The sequence below is a fragment of the Pseudomonas sp. Con_6 genome (genome assembly GCF_059379395.1).
Genome location: NZ_CM182011.1, coordinates 3,558,744 through 3,575,605 on the forward strand (window position 1 = coordinate 3,558,744; position 16,862 = coordinate 3,575,605).

Here is a 16,862-nt window from a genome sequence, read left to right on the forward strand (position 1 = left end):
CATGGCTCTCAACTACCGAGAAGAAATGGGCCTGACAGCTGCATTTCTAGAAGAGATGCGCCTGCGACTGAGTGACAAGGAAGTCGATGTACTCCCACCAGACGGCAAGCTATATGACGGAATAGAACCGGGCCGTGTCAGCTTGGTTGGTTGTCTCGGCCCAGCTCCTGATCCTAACTATACGGGCCCGCAACCGCCGAATTCGATCGGCATCGTCCTCTTGGTTTCGCCCGATGAAGAGGGTTGGATCGAATGCGAGCTTAGCGGCCAGTTCGACTTGGTACACCGTTACATTCCTGATCTTTGCAGCGTCGAAGCCAATCTGGTGCTCGATGGGGGCTCACCCAAGAGGGCACAAAACCTGCCGATCGCGTTCAAACGGTACACAGTGAGCTTCTCATCCATCAAGCTCGAACTTGATCCTAGCAAGCCCAATGAATGGGTATCTGGAAAGGCAGCGCTTACCGCGATACTAAATGCTGAGCAACAGCGTTGGATTGCTGATCCGCGCGTTATGCGCCGCTGCCATACCAATGCGAATGGGAACGCACGGTTCGGCTTCGACTGGAGTGAGACCGCACTTGCCGACCAGGCAAGCCTGAATCGTACCGTCCTTGAGCAGATCGCCAGCGACCGCAATGCGATCCTGAATTACGTCATCAACCTCAGAGCACGTCTACGCCCTACCCCGTCCGCCTTCGGCGCCAGCGCCGCTGGGAGTTTCCTCCTCGAAGTGTTCCTGGAAAACCAGACAACTACCGACGATGCTCGGACTTTCGGCGTCGACGCCCCATACCTGTTGGATGCCCGTCTGATCACCCGGCTCGTTGCGGGTGAAAGCTACAAGGTGCCTCATCGTCTCCAGCCGGAAGAGTATCGATACCGTGATGATGACGGCCTTCCCGGCTATGGCATTAGCTGCGCAGTAGTACAGGTCGAGAAGAAACTGTTCAAGACAGACGGTATGCCAACCTTCGCTCAGCCGCGGGTTGATGCGCCTTCGCCGGCCGAAGTCGACATGGCCTTCGCGCCTAGCTACGAAATGCTTGCCCGCGACCCGCTCCTGGTGTGTGACAGCTTCCTGAAAACACAGGAGCGCTACCTTGATGAATGGGCAGTACGCATCAGCGCTCTGGAGTCCGCAGGGCTCATGGCGGATAGGGATGTTGCTATTGCAGACCGTAATGCCTTCCAGGAGGAAACCAGCCGCATACGAGACGGCGTGGAGCTCCTAAGAACATATCACGACCTTCGCCGCTGCTTCCAATGGATGAACGAAGCCATGGGCGAAGCCATCAAGATTCAAGGCAAAAGGTTCACCGCATGGCATCTGTTCCAGCTCGGCTTCATTCTTACCCAGATTCGTTCGGTCTACGAGCGGCACGCGACCTCGGCAGAGCTAAGAGGCAGCATGGAGACGGCGGACGTACTCTGGTTTGCCACCGGCGGCGGTAAGACCGAGGCTTATCTGGGTATCATCAGCATGGCGCTGCTCTATGGCCGGATGAAGGGACGTGATTACGGCACGACTGCTTGGCTTCGGTTTCCCTTGCGGATGCTGTCTGTTCAGCAGTTCCAGCGGCTCTCCTACGTGCTGGCTCAGACCAACATGCTGCGCCAGCGCGAACGTCTTGGTGGGTGGCCCTTTACGATTGGCTACTACACTGGCGAAGGCACACCCAACCGCGTCAGCAGCACGTACGGCGAGGACGTGCAGAAAGGCTTCCTGCCTTCATTCAGCGACGAGCGCCTGAAGTCGTACCAGTTTATCTCAGACTGCCCTTACTGCGGCGTCGGCGGCTCTATCCGCATCGCGACCGACATGACACGTGCCCGCATCAAGCATGTCTGTGACAATCCAGAGTGCTGGTCGAACTGCGAGGCCGAACCAGGCGAGCACGGGCAAGGTATCAGGGGTGAGATCGGCATTTATGTTTCGGATGAAGAGTGCTACCGATACCTGCCCTCGGTACTGGTCGGAACAGTGGACAAGCTGGCCGTCATCGGCCACAACCAGCGTTTCGTGAACTTCTTCGGTGGGGCTCGATTCTTCTGTCCTGAGCACGGTTTCACCCAAAAATCCAAGTGCCAGCACCGCCGCATTGAGCAGCGTGGCGAAAAATGGGAAGCCATCGACTGCGGCAACAATACTCGTACCAGCGTGGTCAGGGTGGTGCCCACATCCCCGATGAAAGACCCTGGTTTTTCACTGTTGGTACAGGATGAGCTACACCTGCTTCGCGAATCCTTGGGCAATTTCGATGCTCATTACGAAACCTTGCTCAGCACCTTGCAGATAAGCCACGGCGGTCGCGCACCCAAGGTGCTTTCTGCCACGGCCACCATCAAGGATTTCGACGACCATATCCATCACCTCTACCTGCGCAATGCTGTTCGATTCCCAGCGCCAGGGGTCAACCAAGGCGAGTCATTCTATGCCCGTAAGGCGAAAGATGATGAAACCGGCTCGCAACTGATCCGCCGCTGGTTTGCCGGCATTCTCCCCATCGGTCGCGGACGCGTGGCCATGAAATCCGTAGCTGAAGCCAGCTCCCGCTTCCTCGATCAGGTCGATGATTGGCGAAGCAAACTGGCCGCCGGCGATGCTCGGTTGCTCAAGGCAATGGGGTTGGCCAGCGGGCAGGCTCAGGAAGCCCTGCGCTACATCGAGAAGAACCTGAACACCGATCTCGTTTACGCGAACAGCAAGCGCAGCATCACGGAAATCATGCGGTACATGGAAGAGGTCAACAGCAAGACTGGAGCTGAGCGCAAAGCTCGTTTGCTGGACGGCGAAACCCGGCTCGACATGATCCTCGATGCCATCCGCCACGTCGAAACCAAGGACGCAGATGACACCTGCCGGCACATCATCGCGACCAGCGTTGTGTCACACGGTGTGGACATCGCGGAGCTGAATTTTATGATCGTTGCAGGCTGGCCGAAGTCGACCGCCGAATACATCCAAGCTTCCGCTCGTAGTGGACGTGTGCACCCTGGCATCGTGCTTTGTGTTCTCTCCTCCCACCAGCTGTTCGAGTCGGGCGTTTTCATGAACTTTGGTGACTACCATATCTTCCTGGATCGCCTAGTCGACTCGGTGCCCATCAACCGATTTGCTCCCAACATCATTGACCGAACGCTGCCTGGCGTGATGTCCGCGGTGTTACTCAATTGGGCGCCGCAGCAAAGCTGGGGCGGCGATCTGAGCCATAGGGTCAACGACCTGGTTACGCTGCTTCGAAGCGACCCCGGTAAAGCCGCCGCCGCAGAGATCAAAAAAATCGTGGTCAATGCGCTGCGGATCCCCTCTGCGCTGAACAACACGTTCGACTCCCGCGTCATCGCCGGCTTTGACGCCGCCCTGATCTCGCGTGTCGACAACGCGCTCTTCGAATTGGAACGCTGGCCGGGCAGCAAGAACGACCAGACATTGAGCGAGGCTTTGGGTGACATTTTCGGATATGCCCCTTTCCGCTCGTTCCGCGATATTGAAAACCAGATCTTGATCAAGCCCGTCAACAGCTCGGCTGATGAAGTGCTCATGGCATTGGCTAGGTGAGGTAGGAAGAATGGACAAGGAATATGTGAGCCGTAGTCGTCTTTTCAGGGAAGCCTTTCTCCCTGGAGCCTTTACAAGGCTCCGGAACCAAGCCTACGGGCGAGTCATGGGTATCCTGAATAACAGCGGATCGGCGCTCGAGGGCGTTGACAAGGAACAGCTGCGTGAAGCCGTCCTGACGTTTGTGCATGACTGGGAAAGCGCAGGAGGTCAAGTCGACCCGACCTTTTTGACGGCTGCGGAAAAAAAGCGACTGGAGATTCAATCGCCTTCCGAGATATTCGTCTCGCCCGCGCCGCTGATCCTCTCGTGCAAGCGATGCCGTGTTGTGGATTTTTATGATTCGAAAGAGCCCGACGACCGGACACTGTCCAAGATGCAAGCTCGAATCCGGATGCACCATGGCCGCAGCTTCATCCCGTGCAAACGCCCAGATTGCTCAGGCGAGATGATCCAGCTGCCTTACGTTTCAGTGCACCGATGCGGGTTCGTGAACCCGGTTCACATTCCACACGCGGCGCGTCGCTCAACCAGTATCGGCTACCGCGATGCCGGCTCGTTCTTCCATTCATCCTTCATCGACGTTGAGTCGGGCGACAAGCTTTCCGGCACTCACCAGGATGATTGCCCCGCGTGCAGCGCCGCGTTCGGAGCCGAGATTCAAAAACGAGGGACACCTCTGACCAGCGGGGAGTCCTTCTATGCCCAGAGCACTCAGTACATCGCCCTGAGTGAGGATAGGGGCAAACTCACTGCTAGCCTGCTGCAGTGTCTGCAAGGTGCTGCAGAAGGCGCTGAGGGCATGGCTCAGGATATCGCCGAGGGCGTAGCACTGACATTGCTTAAAAGAATGTCCGGGCGTGAGCTGGAGCAAAAGCTTTCGCTGATGCTCGCAGCGAACATTGGTGACGCGGATGAGCAAGCAGCGCTGCGCATACTGTTGGAGAGGAAGAAACTTAGCATTACCAAGCTGGAAGCGATGGCTGAAGACAATGAAGACCTGGCCGTCGTGCTCGATTCCGCCCGGAAAGAGGTAGTCCATATCGAGGGTCAGCTGGCAGCGGCTTCTGGCTGTTTCCGTGCAGTTCGCGACTTGGTTCCAGAGCTCACCACGCTGATTGAAATAGTCGGCAATCGGCGCACACTGGAAGCCGTTTTTCTGCCTCACGATGTGCAAGGCAGGACGATCGAGCAGGAAATCCAGGAAACGATCGACATCGCCCAGAAAGATCTGCTCGCAGATCAATGGCGAAGTGTTCAGGAGCGTTACGGCATTGACTCGATCACGCACATACCTGACCTGCGAGTGGTATTGGCCACGCTTGGCTATTCCCGAGAAAGGAGCGCCCCGTCGATCAATCCTGAAGCTCCTCCGGTAATGCTCAACGCCTTCGCCGACCGTGTCGACGAAGCGATGAAGGGTAAGACCTCCATCTACGCGATGTCCGCGAAGACCGAAGCGCTGTGGGTACGTCTGGATCCGCGCAAAGTGCTTCGCTGGTGTATCGACTCGGCGTTCCTTGAATCCCCCAGTGAAGCAGTGCTACAAGACAAAGCAGGTAGCCATGCCTACCTGCTGAGCCACTACCACGTACTGGCAATGCATCCTGGGAAGGCCGCACGGGAAATACCAGCGCGCACGCCTGAAGACGGTGCCCCCTTCAATCTTCTGCATTCGATCAGCCACTCGCTCATGTTGACCGCACGCCGCCATACCGGGTACGACTCCAAGAGCATTCAGGAATACCTGATCCCCATGGATCTATCGGTCGTCCTGTACGTGTCTTCTGTCCAGAACTACACCGCAGGCGGCTTGTTGACGCTGTTCCAGCACTACCTGCAGCCGTGGTTCGATGACGCGAGCATGTTCGCCTTCAACTGCGCGTTTGACCCAGTGTGCACCGACGTCGGTAATGCCTGCAGCGGCTGCGTTCAGATCGAGATTGGTTGCGAAACTTTCAACCAAGGGCTGTCTAGGGCCTATATTCACGGAGGGCCAGCTAACCGCGAAGGCTCGCTGATGATTCGCAAAGGTTACTGGGGCAAGGTCTAAACGATAGTTATGTTGGGCGCAGCGGCATGCGCCCCTTCCCTTCCCGAATCCCGAAGGCCTAGAGGTACCCTTACAAATCGCCCCAGGTTTCCTAGACACCTCCAAACCTCATAGGCTGGCCTAGGGTGTTGCAGACTCCTCTGTGCGCAAGCCATTGAGACAATTGCAGCGAAACTTTTCATGAGCTTGTCATTGCGTACGACGACGCGGCGGTGCTCTTTCAGCCAGCCAAGCATGCGCTCGATCATGTTACACTGCCGTTACTTTGGGCGGCCGAACAGCTTAGGTAACTTAGGGTTAGGCATATTCCTGATAATGCTCTGCCGGCGTGTGCAGTCACTGATCGCTGAGTAAAAACCAGGGCACCCGATTCGGGAAAAGCAATGATGCGCAGATGGCACCTATCCGCGTTGCTGGGTCCCGAAGCGATAGGTCGTTATCCATTTGCGGTTTGCACACCTTCGCCCAACGCTCAGCAACATCTGCCACCGTCCAAACCTTGTGGCCGATCTGGAACACATGGTTAATGCCATTAGGAACGAAGGGCTGGCTGAACTCTAGGTAGCTTTGCGGGATGAAAATGTTGAGATGCGCGTGATCGAGACTCGCCAGGTTGTGATCCAATTCCTCCTCCAGCGAGTGTCGCTCACTAATGAGCAGGACAAGTGCCAATGTTTCAGAGGGTGAGTTGCTCAAGGGTTTCAAAGCAGTTGAATCCTTGTCTGCGCGAGCCTTGAGATACGCGTACACATCCACTGCCGGCAGTAGGGGCCGGGCAAGCCGACCCTCATGCTCAACAAGCGCATTGATCAGCGTGCTGACGACCAATTCTCCAAGGCCATTAAGGTCATCGGTTTTGATGGCTGTAAGGAACGCTGCCCAGTACGGTGCTTCGTCTTCGCTCATGCCAGCACACGTGCATGCGTAGTGCTCCAGCAGAAGGACGCTCAGGTGCTCCAGTGCTTCTCTAAGTGGAGCGTCACTGATGCCGAGCTCCCGAGCCAGGTGTATCGCTGCGCCGGCCCAACCCAAAATCCGCGATATGCGCTGCGGAAGGTAGAACAGGTCGGGAATGCCATGGCGGCACAACGAGCCGGGGTTATCACGAAGTTTACGGACGATATCGCAAAGCAGGTGCTCAACCTCTCTTACGATCTCGTGGGCAAGCCCCCCCATACAGTCGCGCGCGGTGCTGTCCTTTGGGGACGACTGAAGGAGCAGAGCCACACACGTCGCGCTCAGCTCTACCCGTGAGAAGCTATTGGCGTGACGCCCCGTGCTCTTCTCCAATGATTGCCAGATTCCGCCAATGAAAGCCCCGACTGAGTTGGGTATGGCGGCCAAGCGATCAACGAATTTGGTGAGGATAGGAAATAGCTTTTCCGGAGTGAGCTCGTGCTCCGGGGCGAACATGAGCGTGTAGAGCTCGGCAGAATGACTGCTGATGGCTTGTCCAGCTGGGGATGCGGGTAAAATCCCAGTGAGCCCCAGCAACGAGGATGTTGGGTTGTCGGTAGCATGCGGATTGCCAAACAGTGGCATGTGACCGTAAAGGTTGACGCCCCATACGGATGGCATTTGCCCTCCGCAGGTCTGCTCTGCCACATACTGTGCAGCGGGTCGGCCTATATCCACCAGATCGAGCATACTTGCCCGAGAACCTGTGTCGATCTCTCCATCCAGTACCTTGAGCAACGCGAGGGTTCCGTACCCACCATTACCGGTCTCGCCGGCGTACTGATCTGCCGCAGACGACACAAAAAATGAGACGCCGAATGTCTTGGCCTTACCGATCACTTCAGGCTTCAGCAGGATGCCCAAGTTGGAAACTATGCCGCCGGCGTTGCAGGCATCGATGATGACGTTACAGTGCGCAGCTTTGAGCTCGTTGAAGTATTCGAACAGACGACTGAGGGCAAAGCCAGTGGTTGAAAGTCGATCAACTCGGGTGTCGCTCAGGCACAGGAAATAACTGTCATTGGCTTCTCCGCCATGGCCCGCGAAGAAGAACGTGAAACTCTCAATTTCATCGTACCGGTCTTGGATATCAAGCAGCGCCGCGTCCAGTTGATGCCGGGCCGGAGAATTAAGCATATAGGCGTCCGCTGGCTGGATACTGCTCAATGGCCCCTTGGAAAGCGCGGTATGAATAGAAAGCGCGTCACGCTCCGCCCCAGAAAGACTATTGAGGGACTGATAATCGTCACAACCAATGCACAACAAAACCTTGGCCATCACTGCTCTCTGCTACGAAATTTGGATTTGCGCTCGGCTTCCTCTGCCAACGCCTGGGCGGTTTTCAGCTTCTTGATCTCTTCTATCCTCGCCAGCAGTGCGGGTTCTTGGAGCGAAGGGTCAGAGTGGAGGCGTTTGGCAACGCTGGGGTGCATACGAAACTCTGGAAGCGATACTTGACCATCCCGATCCACCGAGTATTCGACTTGCTCGATGGCCTTGAGCATCTGTTCGCCCAAGCTCCCTGTGGAGCCATCAATGACGTTGCCGCTCTCTTCGCACGTATCTGAGATCATCTGGTAAAACGCTTTGGCAAAGCTGTCCGCCATGCTGTTGGAAATCTCATCGACTGTGCGCTCAATGACGTCGAGCCGGCCTTCCATGATGTCCTCGAAGCGCAACCTTGTTTCGTGCTCGATCGTCTGCATCTGGTCGACGCGGTCAGGGGCGTAGCTGTGATGTGACTGCCACGATCCCCCGTGGCTGAAGCGCTGGACCTCATCGCTGCCACCCACGTGTCTGCGCGCTTGATCAAGCCTCTCCCCCGTAGCGTTCATGAACGCTTTCATGACGAGCTCGGCCTGCGCATCAAACGGGAAAGGATGGGCTTTATCCTTCATGTCTCACTCCTCATTGATCTAGCTCGGGGCCATACTGCGTCGCGCGGCAGCCAGTACCACGCAGCCACTTCTGCCTCATAACCTGCATGATTAGCAAACACGCTGATGGCACACACTCCTGCAATTGCCTAGGTAAGAGATGGCGATTGTATGGCATGTTAGCTGATTTCAAATGCGAGTCTATTGCACGTGATGTCAGTGAGCGTGAACAGGCCCCGCTTGCATAGAGACCTCCGAGCCTCATAATTGAGGCTACTGAGAGGTGACTTGACAGTTAGAGAGGTGACTTGACAGTTAAGGAGGTTGTCGTGATTGAATCAGCCGATAACGAAGAAGCATCGTAACCGCTCCATGAACCCCACATTCAAAGCCCCTGCCTGAACCCGGATGCTGTGCTCCCGATTTCTTTCTGGAGCCCGCAGCCATGATGCGCCCCGACGCCAAAGTCGAAAAAGTCTACCTCTACCCCAAGCCCGTCGACTTTCGAAAATCCATAGATGGCTTGGCCGCTCTGGTCGAACTCGATATCAAGGTGGCGGTATTCGACCCCGTGCTTTTCGTCTTCCTCAACAAACCGCGCAACCGGGTGAAAATACTGTATTGGGAGCGCAACGGCTTCTGTCTTTGGCTTAAGCGCCTGGACTCGGAGCGATTCAAAACATCACCCGATCCTACCGACGAGGCCATCGTCCTGACCGTGCAGGAGCTTAACTGGCTGCTCGACGGTTTTGACCTTTGGCGCAATCGTCCACACCAGGTTTTGACGCCTCGATACGTCGCCTGATTCGGTATAATCCGCGGCATGATTTCCATGCCCGAAAACCTCCCCGACGATCCTGTTTTGCTCAAGCAACTGCTTGAGCAGATGATCAACGAACGCGCGTCTGACAAAGGCAAGATCGTTCATCTCGAAGAGGAAGTTGCGCTGTTGCGCCAGCGCCTGTTCGGACGCAAGTCCGAGCAGACAAACGACTCGGCGACGCCGCAGTTGCCGCTGTTCAATGAAGTGGAGAGTCTGACCGAACCCGTCGATGAGTCCTCGGACGAAGAAGCTGTTGCACCCACCAAACGTCGTGGCAAACGCAAGCCACTGCCGGCCGATTTGCCACGCATCGAAATCGTCCACGAACTGCTCGAACATGAGATGACCTGTGCGTGTGGCTGCCGCAGACACGCCATTGGCGAAGAAGTCAGCGAGCAGCTCGAAATCGTCCCGATGCAAATCCGCGTCATCAAGCATATTCGCAAGGTATATGGCTGCCGCGATTGCGAGTCGGCGCCGGTAACCGCAGACAAGCCCGCCCAATTGATCGAAAAAAGCATGGCCAGCCCCAGTGTGCTGGCCATGCTGCTGACCACCAAGTATGTGGATGGCTTGCCACTTCATCGTTTCGAAAAAGTGCTGGGCCGCCATGGTGTCGATATTCCGCGTCAAACCTTGGCGCGCTGGGTGATTCAGTGCGATGAGCATTTCCAGCCGCTATTGAATTTGATGCGCGAGAACCTGTTGGGCAGTCGCATCATCCACTGCGATGAAACCCGGGTGCAGGTCTTGAAAGAGCCTGGTCGTGAACCCAGCAGCCAGTCCTGGATGTGGGTGCAAACCGGCGGACCGCCTGATCGGCCAGTGATCCTTTTCGACTACGCCACCAGCCGAGCGCAGGAGGTGCCGACGCGCCTGCTTGAGGGCTATCGCGGCTACGTCATGACCGACGATTACTCCGGCTATAACGAATTGGCTGCGCAGGAGGGTGTCGAACGTTTGGGTTGCTGGGCGCATGCACGACGTAAGTTCGTTGACGCGCAAAAAGTACAACCCAAGGGCAAGACCGGCCGGGCAGATATCGCGTTGAACCTGATCAACAAGCTCTACCGAATCGAGCGTGATCTGAAGGACGCGAACGATGATGACCGCAAACTGGGCCGCCTGGAGCATAGCCTGCCGGTGTTGGCTCAGTTGAAGATCTGGATGGAGAAGACACAGCCCCAAGTCACCAGCCAGAACGCGCTGGGTAAAGCCATCGGTTATCTGGCCAGCAACTGGAGCAAGTTGGAACGCTACGTTGAGCATGGCTACTTGCCGATTGACAATAACGCTGCAGAGCGTGCAATCCGCCCGTTTGTGATCGGCAGAAAGAATTGGTTGTTCAGCAGCACGCCCAAAGGCGCAACGGCCAGTGCTCAACTTTATAGCTTGGTCGAGACGGCCAAAGCCAACGGCAAAGAGCCTTATGCATGGCTGCGTCACGCATTGGAACGCCTGCCCCAAGCGTCCTCAGTGGAAGACTTCGAGGCGCTCCTGCCGTGGAACTGTACGCCGCGATCGCATAGCTGATCGCACTGCGATCTTTGGTCTGGTGTGGTTTATGGAGCGCTTACGAAGCATCACCCTGCTCCTCTCCTCCAGCCTACGAGTTCAAGGGACCGGCCCATGTTGCCATTCGAACTCGCACCAATGACCAACCAAGGTATGTCGATACTCGATTGAGCGTTTGGACGTGGTACGACTGCGGAAAGGCTATGAAAATAGATTAGGATACACTCCACCTGAATCCGGACCTCGTGCAAATCGCTAAAGCATTCGTGGCCTATGCACTGGAAAAGTATGCACCTGTAACGGCATTCAAAGCATCCGGTGTGTTCGAACGACTAGCTGAAAACGACATCTCAGCGAAATTTCATTGGGCGCGACGGAAGGCAGCCAACTCCTGTGGCATGTTTTCTCCGAATAAGGCCAGCGCGCCATGCGCGGGGTGCTAATTCAACCTGATATTTCAACTCCCAGAGGTTGAGGCGATGCGCAATAGACATATTGGCGAGCCTGCGCGACGCACTGACTATTATATGTTTGAAGTGCGGATGCTTCATTTTTAACCAACCTAATCTTTCGCCTACCTTTGTTGTCAAAACTATTAATTTCATTTTGATCGGAAGTGAGCTGTGATATATGCGTAAAACCCACGTAAAGAAACGAATTGGCCGATAGATTGAATCCGTGCCGCACCCAGGCAGGGAAGTGCAAGGAGGGTACAATGGCGCCCGTATCAGGCAGTAACACTTGCCCTTTCGTACTCTCATCGTCGTAGAAGTATATCTCAAAATTACATAAGAATTTTGGCTCCTTGAAGTACTCCTTAATCATGCCGTCAAATAGGTTTGGCTCGTCTCCTCCCATGTCGATTGAGATAAAAAATAGCCCTTTCAGCCACTTCCAGTAATCGTCACTAGAAATTCCCAGCTGATTGCAAATGTGCTGCTGGTGAGGTTTATTGTCACTTATTATTCTCAAACAAATTTCGAACATTCGTCCGTCTAGTGGCCAAAGTGACTCTGACTGCTGGAGAATTCGAAGGGTTTTCTTAATGTTATAAGGATTCCTGAATGAGTTGTACTGCTTTGTGATCAGTATGTACAAAAGGTCATTATTCAGAGACTTGTAGTCTTCTTGCGTGATGCCTTCAGGATAAGAGGCGGCGAATCTCTCTAGCCTTTTGGTGGCGACTGATATTTGAGTTTCATATTTTTTGAAAATCTCTTCAAAATTGTGGCGTATCACTTTATCCTCGACCTGAAAGCTGTAAAGGTCATCTATAGATAGAGTGTTTTCGATTTTGACAGTTTTTTTCTCAAATGGTCGAACAATAAATTTTTCACGATCCAGCACTTCAAAGCAATACATTTTCTGCTTGCTTTGCGGTGCAGCCGGATTCATAGCATTCAATCGCTGCTCCGTTTGCGATAGGAAATGCTGGTTCCTTGTACTGTTACCGAGCTTCACGCGCTGACCTCATAGTTGCTTAATATACGATCCATCGCTCGCAATGGCGATTAGCTCAAATCGCTTCTCAACAATTCTTCCGTTAAAGCCGACTGCGCTTAAAAATTTCTAGGACGCCACCAGAGTGTCGATTTCTCACCGCTCATAGTCTATACGGCCTGCTGCTGGAGCGCCGAGGTTAGCAGAGACAGCAATGGAGTGGCTATATGGTGAATCGCCCCTGGTTTCGTAGACACTCCAAGCCTCACAGACCGACCGAGCTCCAGGCTTATGCGAAGGTGGACGGAATAGCGATAAAATGACGGCTCAATTACGTTTGCTCCAAACCACAATCCGTTCGGCTTCAGGTTTAACGGCCCCCACAAAACCTCTTGCAGCAAGTACATCGATCAGTCGGCGATCCACATCATGAACCGGGAAATTCACGCGCCTCTTTTTGAGTAAAGCCTGATACTCCTCCCCCGCGAGTGGTAACACTTCAGCTACTTCTAGCCAACTGCAGCCCATTGAGAGAGCATGGATCAGTATGTTGATCCGTTGCTCTCTAGAAAGCGCCCCAGTCGGGAGCAGCCTCAGCATCGTCGGAAGGTAGGCCACCGGGAATCGCAATCCATCACGTGTTGCGCGATCACACACCCTAGCCAATGCCTCAACGGCAGCTTCGCATGTGTCATAGGCATCGCCAGGAATGCCCGACCATATCTCGATATCTTCAGCTGTCGAGCACACTTCTGCCTTGCTCAGCTCAAGGGCCAACGACACCGGTAATGCCGACATGTCCATCTGTTCTCGGGCAAGGCTCCACCGGCGGATGAGGTAGGCGCCTAGATACGTGAACGCATGTTCGGCAATGAACGCCCTGATGTCTGCCCGGTACTCGACCATGTCACTATTGACGAACATGATCCACCGGTTGCGAGGCGTCGCGGTGTCCATGACAACGCCTGGGCTCAATACGACCTTCGAGAGAAGCGTGCGAAGGGTTGCATTGTCGATTTGCGGCGCGCGAATGAGGAAAGTCTGCAAGCCATCGTTGCGATTCGCGTCCTGCCATAATTCTTCAGCCAGGTCTTGAGCGTTGTGCTTGAGGAAATCTACGAATGTAACCAGTGCCGACTCACCCAAATCGACGAAGTCTTCGGATTCTTTATCAGCTACAAGCGCCCGATTGAAGCAAGTCCAAGCCGCATCACCAACAGGGTGAACACGTCCCGCCATCAGGATCTTCGCCCATAACGAGGTCGGTACCGCGTCAAGGTCAGTCACGCTGCAAGTTGTCTTCTCGAGCAATACCTCCAGTGTGTAGGGTTCGCTCTGGCAAAGTCCGAGTAAGGCCACGAGCGATTCAGGTGTCTCTTCGAGCACCCCATCTTGGTTTACGAGCTGCGCCACAAAACCGTCCGGATCCTCCTCGATCATGCTGTCCAGGCCAGTAATTTCCAGCTTGCTGAGCCGTTGGTACGTTACCCTGTCGCTCTGATTACCCGGATCCAGTGTCTGGCAGAGCAACTGCAGCATTTTGAGGTTCAGTGCCAAACACCCCCACTCTACCATTTGGCGCAGATCTGCAGCCGTGGCACTCGAATCAAGGTTCGAGAATTGCGCCGGCAGCTCCCTGACCCACCTCCATCCGCTCTGGTTGCTCGCAATCTTCGCGGCGACAACCGATGCCTCACGAAGCTCACTGATGGCCTTCCGTAGCCTGCGAGGCTTATCGTCAAGTGTTTGCATCTCTTTGGGTGTCAGCACATCCAGAAGCGCAACGAGGAACTGCTGCCTCAAGGTGGGTGCTTTAAACCGATCATGGTTAAGCAGTAAAGGGATGAGGTCGCGGTCTGCGTCATAAATGGATCTTATGAGCGCCGTGGCCTGCAACCGAGGGGTAATTGATGCAACAGCCTCGGCGAAACGCTCTGTGTAATCATGACCACTTCGAAGGATTAAGCGGAGCTTTTCCTTCCTAGGAGCCGCGTCATCCTTGTGCGTGTGTAGTAGCTCATGGATGAGATCGACCATGATTCCGCGCCCGCCATCTACCGACTCCAGATCCAGCTTTCTGACCACAAGCTCCGGATTATGTATTGGGGTGGTTACATCGTACTTCTCACCCCGACCCATTCCCATTATGAGGTTCTTGTCCGATTGGGTGAGTGAGCCCTCATAGAAATAGCCGAGGTAATCGACATAGTCAGTGTCGAAGAAGCCGCGATGAACCAAGAAGACGATGAGTTCCAACCCCGTCAGACGCTTGGCAGCTTCATTGCCGTACCCCATGGATACAGTCTGTCGGAAGCCAGCCGTTTTGAGGCGCTGCACCTTGCTTCGGTTCGTGTCGAACTGCTCATCCAGCTCATCAAGCGAGGTCTGGAAGCGTTCTAGGCGCTCATCGTAACGAGCTGCTTGCAGAGCCTGTTTAGATAGGACGGCTTGTCCGACATCCTGCCAGTGTGAAAACACCATAGGTTGCACGCTCCGGCATGCTACTACTTGGGCGAACACAGAGTCAGATACGAAGTCCAATAGCGTGAAGGTAGTCCCGCCATCTAGCCGAACGTGGTTTGCAGTGGGTTTACCGCCAAGTTTCAAAATCTCAAACCAGACGGACATTCGCAAATGCTCCACGCTTTCGGCCACCTCGTCTTCACGTGCTGCACGCTGATCCTTTAGCGCTTGAGCTTCCGTATCGAGCAATTCTGTTTGAGCTTTTACCCACTTTGCGTAGCCATCAACGACGCCGTAGATCGCGCCCCGCCGCTTGACCAAGTCCGCATAGGCATTAGGGTGCAGGTTTCGAATCGCAACCATGGCAAACAGCTTGTTGGGATCCAGCTCCAGACCGTCGTTAGCCAGTACATTCGCGTAGACGTCATACTCGTTAACGATATTCTTGATCAGCCGCATTTCGTCGATGTAGTAGCACACCGTCTCTATGAGTTTGAGATTCAATCCATCATCGAGCGGTTTGCCGGCCACCTGGCGCGCCTTCATGAGCTCGACCAGCTTTTCCCTGGAGTTCTCGGAGTTGATCACAGGGATGATGGGGATGATGAGGTCGAAGAATTTCGTCTTGTCAGTGACCGTGAACAGCTCATCACGGATGGCGTAGACGAAATGGACAGAACGCCTAACCTGAGGTGATCGCTGGATGATGAAGTTGATCTCTCGCAGCCTGAAGAAGATGTCCTGGATGTCGAAACGATCCAGATCTTCAATGACCACTACGCTGATATCACTGCGCTCGAAGCAATAGAGGATCTCATCGACGTTTTTATGAAGCACCGATCCATGATGAGTCGCCTCAAGCTTGCCACCCTTGAGGGTCAGGCCATCGATGGTGAACAGGGACATGAACTTCAACCCCGAATACAACAGATAGACAGCACCAACGGCCACACCAGCCAATGCCGCAGACTCGGGAAGAACCATCAATCCCTGGATCAGCCATTCCAGCGACACGGTTTTTATCATCGCAAGCTTGGGTACATAGAGCCTCAAGGCGCAGACGGCAAGCACAGTAAACCCGAGGGCGCGCATGCTGATACTGAAGGTTGAGGCTTGGGCTATCCGCTTCAGGCGAGTCTTGGGCACTTTCGCTGCGGGCACCGCGTAGAGCAGTTGCTGGACGATGGTCTCTTCAATGCGATTGATCAGGTCGACATCGGTTGGTCTGTGCTCGCCCCCAGTAGCAGCCGGGCCCTCAGGTTCCGAGTCAGGGTCGGAAGGTTGGCCACTCGGCTGAGGTGTCAAACCCGAGGTGGGTTTGCTGAAGGTCGCTAGGGACACATAGGTGTGGTTGAACTGTGGATGATTGCTGAAGAATGTCTTCAACACGCTGCTCTTACCCGCGCCATAGCTACCTGTGAGCGCGATGTTCAGAACATCGGGGTTTTCCAGTGCATGAAGCAGCTCGCGCTCATACCGGGCCGATCGGCCATCCGTCACAATAATGGGAGTCAAGGGCTCAAAGAACGGGTCAACGTTATCCCCCCCCCTGTGACGGGTAGAAAATACCCTCCACGCAGCTCTCCCTCCAAACACAACTGCTTCCCACGCCAAGCCTAGAAGACTTTTGCTAGCTCCCAGCATCTACCCCGATCTCATGCAATGGCCTTCCGTGTCCCGCTGAGCAGGCGAATGACCGCTAATAGTCCAGTCGATGCAGCATTGACGCTGCAACAAATCCATAGAGGCTATATGCCACATTCGGTCACGAAACACCACGTAAGCGCACCTCTTGCTGAAGTGGAACATAGCTGAACCATACCTGGATGGACGGGTGACGAGACTAATGACGGGAAAGCCAAATCTATGAACAACAATCGATGAACAGATGAGTTCATTTCAGGAGCTGTGAGCTGGTGATTTCGCGCTTTTTTCGCGTTTATGGACATTCGACATCGCCCACTTGTTAAATTATGTTCTTTAAGTATCTAGCCTTTCTACCAACTCCGCGGTGTCCAGATCGATCAGCCATGAAACATGTACTTTCACAAGTATTTTCCCCGCCTCCTAGGTATGCTCCGCGTTTATTGCCGAACACTGATACCGGGATGCCAGCCCAGTCTCTACTGCCCACGCAGTGTATGGAGCCATATCCTCTCAAGGACGTTTGAA

The 16,862-nt window shown here is 54.7% G+C and carries 8 protein-coding genes and 1 pseudogene; 4 read left to right on the forward strand and 5 right to left on the reverse strand.

Going from position 1 to position 16,862, the window contains the following annotated elements; genetic code table 11:
• The first annotated feature begins 1 nt into the window (after nucleotide 1).
• Both AC5QPF_RS15835 and AC5QPF_RS15840 read left to right on the forward strand, forming a co-directional pair.
• The gene (locus tag AC5QPF_RS15835; RefSeq protein ID WP_494958793.1) at nucleotides 2–3,562 is read left to right on the forward strand and encodes a helicase-related protein; all 3,561 of its coding nucleotides are present in this window, start codon (nucleotides 2–4) and stop codon (nucleotides 3,560–3,562) included.
• A 106-nt stretch (nucleotides 3,563–3,668) separates the two neighbouring features.
• Nucleotides 3,669–5,615 carry a hypothetical protein gene (locus AC5QPF_RS15840; protein ID WP_494958794.1) on the forward strand — a complete coding sequence of 649 codons (1,947 nt, stop codon included), beginning with the start codon at nucleotides 3,669–3,671 and terminating at the stop codon, nucleotides 5,613–5,615.
• Between the two features lie 128 nt (nucleotides 5,616–5,743).
• Here the strand turns inward: AC5QPF_RS15840 and AC5QPF_RS15845 are convergent.
• The 3 genes and pseudogenes from AC5QPF_RS15845 to AC5QPF_RS15855 form a co-directional block, all read right to left on the reverse strand.
• Nucleotides 5,744–5,917 (reverse strand): annotated as a pseudogene (locus tag AC5QPF_RS15845) (IS5/IS1182 family transposase); the annotation flags it as partial.
• Between the two features lie 34 nt (nucleotides 5,918–5,951).
• Complete coding sequence (locus AC5QPF_RS15850) at nucleotides 5,952–7,850, reverse strand: caspase family protein (protein WP_494958795.1); 1,899 nt, start codon at nucleotides 7,848–7,850, stop codon at nucleotides 5,952–5,954.
• Nucleotides 7,850–8,470 (reverse strand): hypothetical protein, encoded by a 621-nt coding sequence (locus AC5QPF_RS15855; RefSeq protein ID WP_494958796.1) that lies wholly within the window; start codon nucleotides 8,468–8,470, stop codon nucleotides 7,850–7,852. Before AC5QPF_RS15855 ends, AC5QPF_RS15850 begins: the two co-directional genes overlap by 1 nt.
• Nucleotides 8,471–8,894: 424 nt before the next feature.
• Here AC5QPF_RS15855 and tnpB point away from each other — a divergent pair, with 424 nt between their 5' ends.
• Both tnpB and tnpC read left to right on the forward strand, forming a co-directional pair.
• Complete coding sequence (tnpB, locus tag AC5QPF_RS15860; protein WP_256587665.1) at nucleotides 8,895–9,254, forward strand: IS66 family insertion sequence element accessory protein TnpB; 360 nt, start codon at nucleotides 8,895–8,897, stop codon at nucleotides 9,252–9,254.
• Nucleotides 9,255–9,272: 18 nt separating this feature from the next.
• Nucleotides 9,273–10,805 (forward strand): IS66 family transposase, encoded by a 1,533-nt coding sequence (tnpC, locus tag AC5QPF_RS15865; RefSeq protein ID WP_494958797.1) that lies wholly within the window; start codon nucleotides 9,273–9,275, stop codon nucleotides 10,803–10,805.
• Between the two features lie 426 nt (nucleotides 10,806–11,231).
• Here tnpC and AC5QPF_RS15870 read toward each other — a convergent pair whose 3' ends face one another.
• Together AC5QPF_RS15870 and AC5QPF_RS15875 are read right to left on the reverse strand one after the other, a co-directional pair.
• On the reverse strand, nucleotides 11,232–12,248 hold the full coding sequence (locus AC5QPF_RS15870; protein WP_494958798.1) for a hypothetical protein: 1,017 nt from the start codon (nucleotides 12,246–12,248) through the stop codon (nucleotides 11,232–11,234).
• 306 nt (nucleotides 12,249–12,554) lie between these two features.
• A complete protein-coding gene (locus AC5QPF_RS15875; protein WP_494958799.1) occupies nucleotides 12,555–16,205 on the reverse strand; it encodes a YobI family P-loop NTPase in 3,651 nt (1,216 codons plus the stop codon).
• Nucleotides 16,206–16,862 lie beyond the last annotated feature (657 nt).